Genomic DNA, 13,532 nt, shown 5'->3' with positions numbered 1-13,532 from the left:
TCGCGGGTTTGGTATGCAGTACGCTAGGATTGGCAGTTAAATATGTTGAATACAATTTGGGATGGTAAGTGCTAGAATAGTTTGATGGAGACCCAACATATATTTTTTTACTATTAAGTACGAATAACGAATATGACACTGAAAGAATTACAACCGCAACTCCTTGCATTAACTTCCGAAGAAAAAGCTCAAGCTATACAATTACTAGCTCAAAGTTTAAGCAATTTTTGGCCGGGAATTCAAAAGACTCCCGGCGTAATGGGTGGCGAAGCCTGTATCAGACAAACGCGGTTTCCTATTTGGCTGTTGATAAGTTATCGCCGTGAAGGTGCTAGCGATGCTCATATTTTAGAAGGTCATCCCGATCTGAGTGCTGCCGATTTGGTAAATGGTTTTGCTTATGCTGAGGCACACGTTGATGAGATTGAGAAAGCAATTAGAGAACAAGAAAAGGCATAAACTGTGGCGCGTATTTATGCAGATGAATAATACCCTTTCCCGGTCGTAAAAATACTGCGTAATTTTGGGCATGATGTCCTTACTGTTCAAGAAGCGGGGAATGCAAATCAAAAGATTCCAGATGAAGAAGTTCTAGCTTTTGCTGTTAGCACGAATCGCGCAATTGTGACACTAAACAGACCAGATTTTATTCGACTGCACAGGTTAAGTTCTGACCATAATGGGATTATTGTATGCACGAGCGATCGAAATTGGCAGCGGCTGGCTGCGCGGATTAATGAGGCTATTTCTAATCTCGAAACTTTGAGAGGTATGCTGATTCGAGTTAATCGCCCGTCGGACTGAATATAAGTGATAGAATACATCGAGTCTGAAATTCACTTATACTATGCGAATAATTCATACTGCTGACTGGCATTTAGGGCGGCGTTTCCGAGGAATCGATCGCACTTTTGAAATTGCGATCGCCCTCGAACAAATTTTGAAGCAAGCAAAAGCCTTGGATGTCGATGCTGTGCTCGTTGCGGGCGACATTTTCGACGTGCCCAACCCCACCGCTTACGCCGAACGCATTGCTTATAACTTTTTCTGCGAATTGCAAGCCGCCGGAATTCCCGCAATTGCGATCGCCGGCAATCACGATTCTGCATCCCGCATCGACAGCATCGCCCAATTGCTTTCCCTCGCCGGCGTTCGCGCTTTAGGTAAAGTCAGGCGTTCCGCAGACGGCGGCACAATTAATCTTAACACTAAAAGCGGCAAACTTTGCGTGGGAGCAATGCCTTTTGCTTCCGAACAAAGACTGTTAGATGCTAATTCTCTCTGGCACTCGGGCGATACCGACCGCCGCAAAGATTACCGCGAAATTGTGGCAGATTTACTGCAAGATTTAACCAGGGATTTTAGAGACAATACTGTGAATATGCTCGTGGGACACATGAGCATTGACGGCGCTCGATTGGCTAAATCCGAAGTCGCTTACTACACGCGAGAAAAATACCTGCTTTCCTCGCAAACTCTGCCGCCGGAAGCTCAGTATGTCGCCCTCGGACACATCCACATTCACCAGCGGATTTCTGAGACTTCTCCCGCTTATTATTCCGGTTCTTTGATTCAGTTAGATTTTGGAGAAGCGGAACAAGAAAAAGGATTTTGCTTGATAGAAGTTGAGCCGGGAAGTCAGGCCAAGGTGGAATTTAAGCCTGTGGCTTGCCACAAGCCGTTAAAAGTGCTTAAATGTCATAACGACAATCTCGATGAAACTTTACAAGCTCATCAGTATCATCCTGGTTTCTTGAAAGTAATTGTCGAACTGGACAGTCCGCAAATCGGACTTGCCGATCGAGTGCGTCAAATCTGTTCTCAAGCGCTGTTAATTGAACCGCGCTATCCAGATGCAGCGCTAGAACCCACAGAAATAACTAATATCGATCCCAATAATTTCGATCCGGCCGCAGAGTTTTGCAACTATTATCAAAACCGATTGGGAACGACACCGAAACCGGAAGTATTGGAGGAATTTCAGAATTTATACAAAAAGTTTAAGGAAACAGTTAATAATTAAATGCGTAAAAAGATACAATTTCAAATCATTTTAAGACTAAAACCCACGATACATCTCGCTTGTAGTCGAGTCTATATCCCCCTAAATCCTCTTAAACAGGGGGACTTTGATAATACTCTTGTCCCCCTTATTAAGGCGGGAGCGGGAAGACTGTAGAAGGAAGAAAGTAGAGCTGAATATAACAATCTAAAATCCCAAATCCAAATCTAAAATCAGTATGCGTCCACTAGAACTTATTCTCGAAGGATTTACCAGCTTCCACCGCGAACAGCGTTTAGATTTTTCTGAACTCGATTTGTTTGCAATTACTGGTGCTACAGGTGCAGGCAAATCTTCACTGCTAGATGCCATGACTTACGCTCTTTTTGGCACGACAACTCGCAGCGGCAAACAAGTAAGCGATTTGGCAAGTCAAGGCAGCGAAAATTTAAAAGTGCAGTTGCGTTTTTCTGTGGGTTCCGCACAGTATAGGGTGACGCGAAGGTGGCGTTTCCGTCCAAAAAATCCCGAGAATAAGGTGATTTTAGACAACTGGCAAAATGGTCAATGGGAAACTTTGGGGACGAGTATTGTTGCTGTTCAAAATACCATTGAACAGATTTTAGGAATGGATTTTGATACTTTTACGCGAGCAATTGTTCTGCCTCAAGGCAAGTTTGATGAGTTTATTAAAGGGGATGCTTCAAAACGCCGGGAAATTTTGCGGCAGCTAGCGGGATTTGAGATTTTTGAGCAGATGCGGAAGGAAGCAAACGAACTCGCAAAGTTGCTGAAACAGGAACGGGAAATGGTGGAAAGGCAGTTAGCTGAGTTGAGTGCGCCGACGGCGGATGAGGTGGCTCAAAGACGATCGCAACTTTTGATTTTAGAGCAGCAGTTGCCGGAGTTCGATCGCGCTGTGATGAAAGCTCAAAAGGATCTAGATGAAGAGGAACAGCTATTTTCGCAAATCGCTCGCTGGCAAGAGCTGCAACAAGAACTGGCTGAATTAAATGCTAGTTCCGCTGAGATGACAATTTTAGCACAGCGTTTAGAAAGAGCGCAAGCTGCCAATCATTTACAGGGAGATTGGGCTTTAGTGCGATCGGCTCGCAGTCAACATGAAACTGCCGAAAGTGCTGCGGTGGCAGCGCGAGAGCGGTTAATTAAAGCTCGCTCAGAGCTGGCAGCAGAGCAGCAGCAACTTGATGCGGCCAAAGCCAAATCAGAGGCATTAGCTGCGCAAATTAAGGCTCGCGAAGATGCTCTGGCTGCTGCTAAAGTATATGAAGAACAGCGCGCTCAATTAGAAACAGAAGTTGCGCGCGCCCAAAAAACTCAACAGGAAAAACTCCGCTTTTTTAAAGCAGCAGATAAAGAACTGCAAGCTGCTAACACTAAAATTCAGGCGGCTGGTTTTCGAGTTACTAAAGCAGCGGGACTGCTCGAACAATATTCGCCCGGAGGAAAGCGTTTAGAGCAATTGCAGCAAATTGCACCCTTATTGATGGAATTTGAGCTAATTGCCAAGCAGGGAAAAAGTCAGCAGGAACAGTTGAATAAATCAATCGCAGAGAGGGAAAGATATCAACAGCATTATGTGCAGGTTGTTGCTAATTTAGAAGCCGCCGCAATCAAGCTGAAAAAGTGCGGCGGCGAGTTAGAAGCGGCGGAAACAGCTAATGCGGAAGCGGCGCGTTTAGAGAGTGTTGCTGCTGTCAGAATGTCGCTGGATTCTGGCGATATTTGCCCGGTGTGCGGGGGGGTGCATCCTGAGAGCGATCGGCTCCCTCCTTTGCCCAACTCTAATATTGTCAATGTCGCTGGTTTGCGGCGGAAATTTGCGACGGCAAATCAGGCTTTTCAAGGTGCTCAAATGGAGGCTGCTGAGGGAAAAAGCGCAGTTTCATCCTGCCAGCAAAAAGAGTTGGAAATTGCTCAAATGTTGGAATTAACCGCGAATAGAGTTGCCGAATTGCAGCAGCAAATCACTCAAGTTCTGGAAAATCCTCAGTGGGAAGTCTTGCGGTTGCAGCAGGAGTTGGCAATGCTTAAAGAGAGCGATCGCCAATACCGCGAAATCGAACAGCAGTTCCAACTGGCATCATTGGAATATGATAATTTTCAACAAAGATTTAATTTTGCAGCGGCGACTCAAGCAGCTAAACAGCAAGAATATCAAGATGCGATCGGCGAATCAGACCGCCGGCAGCAGCAGTTGCAAAGTTGTGTAAATGCGCTTTATCAAATTACCGAATATCAACCTTATGCTAATTTAGCAAAAGCCTTAGAAGACGACAAGCAAGACTTGGCAAATCTGGTGAAAGTTGCCGAAAAATCTTATCAAACTGCTCAAAATACTGCTATTCAAGCAGCAGAGAGAGAGCAACAAGCTGGAGAGGTTTTTGGACAAGCCCAGGCCCACAAACAGCAGTTAAACCTGGATTGGTCAGCAAAATTAACAGCGGCTGATTTCACAGAAGAGACATTTTTAGCAGCGGTTGCGACAGTTAAGGAACAATCGCAATGGGAAAATGCCATTCGCTCTGTGCGCGAGTCAAAAATTCAGTTAGAGACGCGGGCGAAAGATTTGAGCGAGGCGATCGCAGGCAGGACTAGCGATGAAAATACTTTAGCACAAGTGCGTGCTGCAAAACACACCGCCCAAGAAAATCTAAAACAAGCCAACAAGAACCGCGCCGAACTTTTAGCTTGGATTCAAGTAGCAGCCCAAAATCTCGAACAAGCCGAAAGACTGTCACAGCAAATCAAAAATTTCACAGAACAAGAGCAAACTTATCACACCTTAGCGCAGAATCTCAAATCCAACGAATTTCAATCCTACATTTTAGAACATTTAGAAGCAGAATTAGTCGGCAGCGCCACATTAATTTTGCAAGAATTAACCGAAAATCGCTACAAATTAAAAAACCAAGACGGCGAATACTGGGTAACAGATAATTGGAACGGCGGTGAAGCTAGACGAGTGCGAACACTTTCCGGTGGCGAAACCTTTGCCACTTCCTTATCAATGGCTTTAGCTTTGTCAGAAAAACTGTCTCAAGGAACTCAGTTGGGCAGCTTGTTTCTAGATGAAGGATTTGGCACTTTAGACACCGAAACTCTCGAAAGCGTTACTCAAATTTTAGAATCTTTGCGGCAGCGAGAAAGGCTGATTGGAGTGATTACCCACGTTCGAGGATTAGGCGAAAGATTGCCCGCACAAGTTAAAGTATACAAATCGCCGCAAGGTTCTACAATAGAAATTGAAAGAGTTTAACTCTCTGCTTGTTGCGATATATTGTATTTTTTCTAGGATTGTGTTTCTTCTTCTGTAAAGATGGGAGGCCACAATTCAGAAACCGGCAATTCCCAACCGGGGAAAAGTTCTGGTACTGTTAAGATATCGCCATTTTGTAAGATTTGTGGTTCGCCAGCAGAGCGATAAATCTTCACTGTTTCTTCATCAGGATCGATCGCAATTCCGACAATCGCTCCGAGCTCAACAAACTTCAAAACCTTGGTTTCGATTGGCTGTATGCGATCGCTTTGAGATTTAATCTCTACCACCAAATCGGGGACAAGTTGTCCGAAATAACGGGGACTTTGGCGCAATCGTGCGGCGCGCACAAAAGAAACATCGGGTGCTTTGACGTTAGTATCTGGCATAATAAAGCCGCCTGCGGAGTCAAAAACTCGTCCGAGACGGCGGGGATTTACCCAAGCGAAAAGAAAGGCAATGAGACGGCTGCTGATTTCACTGGATACGATGTCAGATGGGCCCATAATTGAAAGTTTCCCGCCTTCTAGTTCAATTTGGTAATCTAAACCAGCTTCAGAAAAAGCAGTTTGAACTTGCTCAACATCTTTGACAGTCATCGTTGACATAGGAACTTTCTCCTGTTATGAGCTGATATTTCATTTTAGCACGATTTTGCGGTAGCATAAATTATCAGATAACGCCGTAAATAACAAATTTTATATGAAAATTAATCCAACTCGAATGCAATCGGTACAGTCGCCAATCATTCCAGTAGTAGGCGAACTGATCCGCCAAAATCCGGGAACGATATCTTTAGGACAAGGCGTAGTTTACTACAATCCGCCACAAGAATCATTTGAGAAAATCCCCGAATTCTTCGCAAATCCCGACAATCACAAATACAAAGCCGTCGAAGGACTTCCACAATTACAAGCTGCAATCGCAGCGAAACTCAAAACAGATAACGGCATAGAAATTAACAGCAGAAACTGCGTTGTTGTTACCGCCGGCAGCAACATGGGATTTACCAACGCGATTCTTGCCATCACTTCAGCGGGGGACGAAGTTATTATTCAATCCCCTTATTACTTCAACCACGAAATGGCGGCAGTTATGGCAAATTGCCGTCCCGTAATTGTAGAAACAGACGCCAACTATCAACTCAATATCGCTGCTATAAAAAAAGCAATTACCGAGAAGACGCGAGCAATTGTCACCATTTCACCAAACAATCCAACTGGCGTTGTTTATTCTGCTGAAGCACTCCGGGAAGTTAACGAAATTTGCCGCCAGCACCACATCTATCACATCAGCGACGAAGCTTACGAATATTTTACTTATGAGGGAGTTAAACACTGTTCTCCCGCAGCTTTTCCCGACAGCAGCGAATACACAATTTCTTTGTTTACCCTCTCCAAAGCCTACGGTTTTGCGAGTTGGCGGATTGGGTATATGGTAATCCCAGAACACTTGCTCGTTTCAGTGAGGAAAATTCAAGATACAATCTTAATTTGTCCGCCGGTGATTTCCCAGTATGCAGCCCTGGGAGCCTTGCAAGTTGGTAGAGGTTACTGCGATAATTATGTAAGGGCGATCGCCTCCGCGAGACAAATCGTATTAGACGAACTCAATACCATCCAAAACTTGTGTACAATTTCCCCAGCCTGCGGAGCATTCTACTTTTTCTTGAAAGTTGACACTGAACTCGATACAATGGAATTAGTCGAACAATTAATTCGCGAATATCACGTAGCAGTGCTTCCCGGTACAACATTCGGCATGGATAGCGGCTGCTATTTACGCGTTGCTTACGGTGCTCTGGAAAAAGCAACCGCCACCGCAGGTATTAGGAGATTAGTTAAAGGCTTGAAGACAATTTTAAATAACTAAAATAGGAGATTTAAAAATGATTGCAACTAACTTGAAAGCAAATACAAATATTCAAGATACCTCCGCTGCAAAACTGGCAGACTTGCGCGATTTGATGGCAGATTACGACTTAGATTGCTATTTCATCCCAGCAGTTGACGAACACTTAAATTTATCAGTTCCAGCAGCCAAGCAACGGCGAGCTTGGCTCTGCGGTTTTACGGGTTCCGCCGGCGATTTGTTGGTTGGCAAAAATTCCGCTTGGTTGTTTGTGGATTCCCGCTATTACGAACAAGCAGAATTGCAAGTCGATACTGGAATTATTCAAATATCGAAACTCGGCTTAGAAGGAAATTTAACCTTAATTGAAACTTTAGAAAAACTGGCTGTAGAATCGGCAGAAAAATTAACTAAACTTCGCATGGGTTTTGACCCGTTTACTGTAGCGACAGAGCAATATCAAAATTGGGTGAAAAAATTCGCGAATGCAGAGATTGAGATCGTACCAATTCCGGAGAATTTGACAGACAAAGTGCGATCGCAAAATCCTTGGCAAACAGCAGAGACTTTACCCGCGATTGATGCAGAGCCGATATTTAGCTTACCTGTATCCTTGACAGGAGAAACCGCCGCCGAAAAATTAGCTAGAGTCAGGGAAGCGATGCAACTCGCCAACATCGACGTGCTACCGATTACCAACCTCAATCAAATAGCCTGGCTGTTCAATCTCCGAGGCTCGGATATTCCCCACATCCCCATTTTCATATCCTATGCCATTGTCACCGCAGATTCAGCGTTTTTGTTTACAAATCCCGATCGCGTTTCAGCAGAAATCAAGCAAGAATTGCGGGCGGATGTAACTTTACTTCCCTACGCAGACTATCCGCATACATTAGAAACTTGCGTAAATTTGCCAAATAAAGTTCGGGTACTTTTAGACCCGAAACACAGCACAGCAGGCACGTACCAGTTAATCTTAAACCAGCAAGAAGCGCAGTTCTACAACATCGAAATAGTTTTTGAAACGAATCCCATCGAAGGGATGAAAGCTCGCAAAAATCCCGTAGAAATCGAGCAGATGAAATCAGCTAATTTCAAAGCAAGTCGAGCGAAAACTTTTACTTTAAAGTGGTTGACAGAACAGCTAGAAAATGGTAAGGTAGTGACCGAGTTTGATGTCAAAGAAAGCATCGAAAATTTTTACCAGCAAGAAACAGATTTTCAGACTTTAACTTTTAGAACGATCGCCGGTGCGGGAGCCAATAGCTCGATCGTACATTACGGAACCCCCAGCCCAGAAATAACGTTAAAACCGGGGGAAATGCTGTTATTGGACTCAGGCGCGCAATATTTAGCAGGTACAACCGACGATACGAGAACAGTAAGTATCGGAGAACCGACGGCGCTACAAATAGAACACTACACCACAGTCTTAATCGCCCACATTAACTGTGCAATGCAGCAATTCCCTAAAGGAACAACGGGAGCGCAATTAGATGCGATCGCCCGTGCGGTATTATGGCAAGAACAGCTAGACTACGGACACGGTACCGGGCACGGAGTCGGCGCGTTTTTAGCCGGTCACGAAGGGCCCAACGGCATCAGCAAATCTGTGCAGTATCCCCTGGAAGCCGGAATGGTAACTAGCATTGAACCGGGATATTACGAACCGGGATGGGGCGGAATTCGCATCGAAAATCTCTATGTTGTCAGGGAAATGCCATCAAAAAATGATACGGTTTGGTACAGATTTGAACCGCTGACGTATATTCCGTTTGAGCGCAAATTAATAAATGTCGATCGGCTGTCACAGACTCAACTAGCATGGTTGAATCATTATCATGCTGCTGTAGTCGAGAAACTCGCGCCCGTAGTGGATGCAGCAACAATCGCCTGGTTGAAAAAAGCCTGCGCTGTATTAGGTAAAATTCAATAGGTTTAGTTAAGCCAGATCCCCCCTTAAAAAGGGCGGGAAAATAGCTGCATCAAAGTCAACCCCTACTCCCCTTTTTAAGGGGAATTTAGGGGGATCTCCGAGCAAGAAATAGTCCTCTCCCCAGCGTATTGGATTATAAATTCGCCTTAAGCAAACGTCTTTTCAATCCAGAGCGACTGCTATATTTATTATGCAGTTGTTGAAGCCGTGTTAAAAACTTAATTTGCTGCTTTTGATAATCAGCCAAATCTCGGAGTTTTAAAAGTAACGGCACTACTTCGTCGTAAGATTTAGAAGTTCCTTTTTGAATAAGAGCGTCTATATCTTCCCAAGCAGCCGTTTCTCGCTTAGCCAAAGCTTCTAATTCTCTGATTCGTGCAGCTTTAGCTTCCTGTTCTATTCTGTATTCTTCCTTTTTTTCTTCCTTTTTTGCGCTTGCTAAAAGCTGACTAATTGTTCGTTTTCCGGGATTTTGCTTTTGCCTAAATTCTATTATTTCTGATAATTTCTTACCCAATTTTATAGACAGATTAGATTCTTCCTTGAGTAACCGCAGTAAAAAAGTATCAACTTCAGAACGTTCAAGTTTTTTGATAGCTTCTTTGATGCTACTTTCGGGAATTGAATCTTTAGTAACACTCGCACTAATTGCAGCTTTCAGTAGATGCTCATCCACTTCAAAAATATCGATAAAAGCCTGTAACGATGAAGATAACTTACCGAAATTAGGAGGAACAGGTGGCTCTAGTCCTTCTCGATCATCATTTGCATCATCATTTTCATCATCATCATCTCGCTCATCTTCATCTTCGTCGTCGAGTTCATCAAGATAGGTAATCCCTTTCAGCCAAGCCAAATAAAGTAAACGATAATCTCCCTGCAAAATTTCCTGGCGCAAACCTATCAAAGAGGATAAATTTCCTTCTCCCTCTATCCACCCATCAAAACCTTCTTCCTCATTAATAGAAATCTCTAAAATGACAAAATTATTAATTTCCGAAACCTCAACTATATCTTCAACGCAATATTTCTGCATCAGTTCAATATCAATCAAACCTTTGGGAAAACGAAACATTAATTGTAATGATCCCCAATTAGCTATGTAAAACATAGCATCGAAATATTTGATTAATAATTGTTTTTCTTGGCCCGGTAAGTCTCCATAGCTATAGACAAAAATAGCTCTACTAGAGCTGATTTGCGCGCGACTAGAGAGTTGGCTGAGTGCTTCTTGTTCGGATTGAGTCAAACGTCGATCGACGCTTTGAAACTCGTAATATTGATATTCGCTCATTTTGGGTTATTGCAAGTACATAGAAGAGATATCAAAGGCTTCTTCAGGCGTACCGTAGAAACTGCCATTTCTGAACATACAAGGCTCGTATTTTTCACTGCTATAGGCGTAAAACCCCAGAGTCCAAGCTTCTTCATCACTAAAGTAACGCAGCCGACACAGGTGAAGGGGGGTATTTCGCCTTCGTTCTAAATATTCTTCACGAGATATGCGAAGCTCTTTGCTCGGAAAATCTAGGGGGACATCAGGTTCTGTATAGGCATCAATGTAACAAAACTGACTGCGAAAGCGGATGCCTAGGCGAGTGTACTTACCAGCGTAGTTAGCAGCAGCATAATCGAGAATACGCTGCTTCACCCGTTCTTGAACTGCCGGAGGGATTTTAACTCCGCCTGAATGTGGATCTTTTACCCAAGGGGACATTTCGCTGCTCCGGTACAGTGCTGACAAATTTAGTTTAGAATAGCTTGCTAACCTGAGTTGCTAACATTTAATCAAACTTGATAATCAGACGCTCAAGTTGGCGATCGCCAGATTCAATATAGCTCTAGATATTTCTATTTTTGAAAAAAAGATTACGTTAACAATCAAAATTGCTGAGGCGGGTGACAAGCGCCGTGAGACGATCGCCCACGAGGCAAAAAAAATAAAGGCTAGAAGTTTTATCTAGCCTTTATTTCCTGAAATAAGCTGGTGACAAGACTCGAACTTGCGACAGGCTGATTACAAATCAGCTACTCTACCAACTGAGTTACACCAGCAACAAAAACTAATATAGCAAACATACAGCCATCAGCGCAACCCCCCAGACCAAGTTTTTTTCAAATTCGCCCAAAAGCCCTACCCGCAAGGTCGGACACGGCAAGGCAGTTTCCCTACGTCCAAATAATATTGTATGGAAACGGCACTGCCGTGTCCTGATTTCTTAATCGCAGCGCCAAATCTTGATCGTCTCATCCGCACTTCCGCTGACAAGTATATTGCCCGAAGGTGCGATCGCCACCGAATACACCGTACCCGAATGTCCCTTAAGAGCGCTCAACAGCTCCCCCGTCTGCAAATTCCAAATATTAATCGTATTATCATCGCAGCCGCTAGCCAAAGTCAAACCGTCCCCACTGATAGCAACCGAATCGCCCCGACTCACATAATTCTGCAAAATATGCAGCGCCTCATTCATTCCTAAATTTGCTACACCCTTTCCTTTTGGCGAATTAGAATTTAAAATCCGCAACAAACTGCCCGTGTGCAAATTCCGCAGCTTAATCGTATAATCATTGCTCACGCTAGCAAGAATCTGACCGTCCGGCGCGATCGCCACAGAATTCACCCCAACATTCAACCCCGAAAGAGTCCGCAGCAACTTGCCGCTTTCCACATCCCAAACCTTGCTCGTCGCATCCGAACTGCCGCTGGCCAATATTTTACCGTCCGGGCTAAAAACCACCGCATTCACATTGTCAGAATGACCCCTCAAAGTTCGCAGCAACTCACCACTCCGCAAATTCCAAAGCTTAATCGTATTATCAGCCCCGCCGCAGCTAGCAATTACCTGGCTCTTCGGATTAATCGCCACCGAATTCACCTCCATAGAATGTCCCGGAAAAGTACACAGCAAATCACCGCTGTGCAAATTCCAAAACTTAATTGTTTCGTCCGAACTGCCACTGACCAACATTTTTCCGTCATAGCTAATAGCAACCGAATTTACGCGATCGGAATGTCCCGTCAGAGTGCCAATTAATTCCGCTGTTTCTAAATTCCAAATCTTAATAGTTTTATCCCAACTGCCGCTAGCCAGAATTTTGCCGTCAGGACTAATTGCCAGAGAATTCACAAACGATGAATGTCCAGGCACCGTGTATACGCAGCGCCATTTCAGATTTTTAAATTTGTGAGCTAATTCCTTCGCCCGCACAGATGCCGCCTCAGCTTCCTCTCTGCGTTTAATCTCAGCCTCCTCCAAACGCTTGCGTTCGGCCTTAGCTTTCGCCTCTCGCAAAGCCAGCCGCCGCATCTCTCCCTTATACGTTATTCGCTGCTGCTCTTGAATTTCTTTAAGAGTGTCAATATACGGTAGGGCCCAATCTTTAGAAAACCATTCCTGAGCAAATTCCGCCTCTAATTTAAATAGCTGAGGTTCGTGAGTAAAATCGATATTTAAATAATACAAATCCGCTAAAAAAGCAGCCAATAATTTGTGAATTGTCACAATTATTTGCCGAATAATCCGCAGGCTAAGCTTTTCATCTTTCCCCTGCGATTCTAACTGATGATAAACCTCTTCCCAATTCCAAGGCTGCATCGCGACTAGAGAAACGCTCTGATTGATTATTCCCCAAAAACCTACATGAAAATTAACTTCATAATCGCTGATATCGCTGTACAGTATAGCTGTAGGTACGGGAGACAACACAGTCTGCAACCGCTCCACATCAATATCAGAAATCGATTTTTTGAAATAGTCTCCGTAAAACTGAACCGGGCACAAATCTCCGTGCTGGGGGTAGTGCTGGTTCAAAAAAGCTCTCAACTTACCCGGCAGCTCGATATTCAGATTGTGGCGAAACGAATCCGGGCAATCTTGGCTAATTTTTGCGGGAGCAACTAACAGCAGCAATCGGTGCTGCTGCTGCTGCAAAATCTGTTCAGTTTCCTGCCTGCTCAAATTAGAAAACCAGTTGTCTCTGTCCCAAATAGTTTGAATTTCGCTCAGCTTAACTCGAATTGCTTCTGATTGAAACTCTCGCATTAACTCGCGGCAAAGCCGGCTAATTGCCCGCTTATCTCTCACTTCTTCTGCCTTGATTCGATTAGCGCGTTCTTCCTTTACCCATTCTTCTTCTGCGCCAGCGATCGCGATTAATTCTTGTTCTCTCGCCTGCTGCCGCTGCAAATATCTCACTTGTGCTTTAATCCAGCGGGGGTCTTTTTTGATTTGCTGGTTCAAAGCTGAAGAACCAGACGGCTCAATTTCTGCATAGCGTTCGTTGACAGCGCTTGCGCCCAATCTTTCTCCCAATTCAGAGGCTACAGGCTTCAACAGTTCAATTAGGGTGTCTGAGACGGGGCGGGGTAAGGACATACCAGTTAAAACTTTTTCTTAGTTAAGGGCGATCGCGCGAGTCAGGCGCATCCCCCCTGGGGCGGGACTCTTACATTTGGGCGA

9 protein-coding genes, 1 tRNA gene and 1 pseudogene are annotated in these 13,532 nt (G+C 44.3%); 6 read left to right on the top strand and 5 right to left on the bottom strand.

Features of this window, described 5'->3' with window-relative positions:
• Positions 1 to 132: 132 nt before the first annotated feature.
• From QUA02_RS18955 to QUA02_RS18940, 4 genes and pseudogenes are all read left to right on the top strand, one after another.
• Positions 133 to 459: a DUF433 domain-containing protein gene (locus QUA02_RS18955; RefSeq protein ID WP_333029865.1), complete on the top strand. Its 327-nt coding sequence runs from the start codon at positions 133 to 135 to the stop codon at positions 457 to 459.
• A 45-nt stretch (positions 460 to 504) separates the two neighbouring features.
• Positions 505 to 804 (top strand): annotated as a pseudogene (locus QUA02_RS18950) (DUF5615 family PIN-like protein); the annotation flags it as partial.
• 43 nt (positions 805 to 847) lie between these two features.
• Positions 848 to 2,023: a metallophosphoesterase family protein gene (locus tag QUA02_RS18945; protein WP_333029864.1), complete on the top strand. Its 1,176-nt coding sequence runs from the start codon at positions 848 to 850 to the stop codon at positions 2,021 to 2,023.
• A gap of 217 nt (positions 2,024 to 2,240) precedes the next feature.
• Positions 2,241 to 5,282: an AAA family ATPase gene (locus tag QUA02_RS18940; RefSeq protein WP_333029863.1), complete on the top strand. Its 3,042-nt coding sequence runs from the start codon at positions 2,241 to 2,243 to the stop codon at positions 5,280 to 5,282.
• Between the two features lie 32 nt (positions 5,283 to 5,314).
• Here the strand turns inward: QUA02_RS18940 and QUA02_RS18935 are convergent, their stop codons facing one another.
• The gene (locus QUA02_RS18935; protein WP_333029861.1) at positions 5,315 to 5,890 is read right to left on the bottom strand and encodes a Uma2 family endonuclease; all 576 of its coding nucleotides are present in this window, start codon (positions 5,888 to 5,890) and stop codon (positions 5,315 to 5,317) included.
• Positions 5,891 to 5,984: 94 nt separating this feature from the next.
• On the opposite strand from QUA02_RS18935, the gene QUA02_RS18930 reads away from it, so the two are divergent.
• Together QUA02_RS18930 and QUA02_RS18925 are read left to right on the top strand one after the other, a co-directional pair.
• Positions 5,985 to 7,154 carry a pyridoxal phosphate-dependent aminotransferase gene (locus tag QUA02_RS18930; protein WP_333029859.1) on the top strand — a complete coding sequence of 390 codons (1,170 nt, stop codon included), beginning with the start codon at positions 5,985 to 5,987 and terminating at the stop codon, positions 7,152 to 7,154.
• Positions 7,155 to 7,170: 16 nt separating this feature from the next.
• On the top strand, positions 7,171 to 9,069 hold the full coding sequence (locus tag QUA02_RS18925) for an aminopeptidase P family protein (RefSeq protein ID WP_333029858.1): 1,899 nt from the start codon (positions 7,171 to 7,173) through the stop codon (positions 9,067 to 9,069).
• Positions 9,070 to 9,202: 133 nt separating this feature from the next.
• On the opposite strand, the gene QUA02_RS18920 is transcribed toward QUA02_RS18925, so the two are convergent.
• The 4 genes from QUA02_RS18920 to QUA02_RS18905 all read right to left on the bottom strand — a co-directional run bounded on the left by QUA02_RS18920 (position 9,203) and on the right by QUA02_RS18905 (position 13,448).
• The gene (locus tag QUA02_RS18920; protein WP_333029857.1) at positions 9,203 to 10,363 is read right to left on the bottom strand and encodes a hypothetical protein; all 1,161 of its coding nucleotides are present in this window, start codon (positions 10,361 to 10,363) and stop codon (positions 9,203 to 9,205) included.
• A 6-nt stretch (positions 10,364 to 10,369) separates the two neighbouring features.
• Entirely contained in the window at positions 10,370 to 10,786 is a 417-nt protein-coding gene (locus QUA02_RS18915) for a hypothetical protein (protein ID WP_333029856.1), read from the bottom strand.
• Positions 10,787 to 11,051: 265 nt separating this feature from the next.
• Positions 11,052 to 11,124 (bottom strand) — tRNA-Thr (locus tag QUA02_RS18910).
• 164 nt (positions 11,125 to 11,288) lie between these two features.
• Positions 11,289 to 13,448: a WD40 repeat domain-containing protein gene (locus tag QUA02_RS18905; RefSeq protein ID WP_333029855.1), complete on the bottom strand. Its 2,160-nt coding sequence runs from the start codon at positions 13,446 to 13,448 to the stop codon at positions 11,289 to 11,291.
• Positions 13,449 to 13,532 lie beyond the last annotated feature (84 nt).

The sequence above is a fragment of the Microcoleus pseudofavosus SVA1_A4 genome, assembly GCF_036700565.1.
GTDB lineage: Bacteria > Cyanobacteriota > Cyanobacteriia > Cyanobacteriales > Microcoleaceae > Microcoleus.
This window is presented reverse-complemented; position numbering and strand designations above follow the sequence as displayed.

Excerpts from the sequence above, each read along its gene's own strand:
- QUA02_RS18955 (WP_333029865.1), top strand. The coding sequence starts at position 133 with ATGACACTGAAAGAATTACAACCGCAACTCCTTGCATTAACTTCCGAA.
- QUA02_RS18945 (WP_333029864.1), top strand. The coding sequence starts at position 848 with ATGCGAATAATTCATACTGCTGACTGGCATTTAGGGCGGCGTTTCCGA.
- QUA02_RS18940 (WP_333029863.1), top strand. The coding sequence starts at position 2,241 with ATGCGTCCACTAGAACTTATTCTCGAAGGATTTACCAGCTTCCACCGC.
- QUA02_RS18935 (WP_333029861.1), bottom strand. The coding sequence starts at position 5,890 with ATGTCAACGATGACTGTCAAAGATGTTGAGCAAGTTCAAACTGCTTTT.
- QUA02_RS18930 (WP_333029859.1), top strand. The coding sequence starts at position 5,985 with ATGAAAATTAATCCAACTCGAATGCAATCGGTACAGTCGCCAATCATT.
- QUA02_RS18925 (WP_333029858.1), top strand. The coding sequence starts at position 7,171 with ATGATTGCAACTAACTTGAAAGCAAATACAAATATTCAAGATACCTCC.
- QUA02_RS18920 (WP_333029857.1), bottom strand. The coding sequence starts at position 10,363 with ATGAGCGAATATCAATATTACGAGTTTCAAAGCGTCGATCGACGTTTG.
- QUA02_RS18915 (WP_333029856.1), bottom strand. The coding sequence starts at position 10,786 with ATGTCCCCTTGGGTAAAAGATCCACATTCAGGCGGAGTTAAAATCCCT.
- QUA02_RS18905 (WP_333029855.1), bottom strand. The coding sequence starts at position 13,448 with ATGTCCTTACCCCGCCCCGTCTCAGACACCCTAATTGAACTGTTGAAG.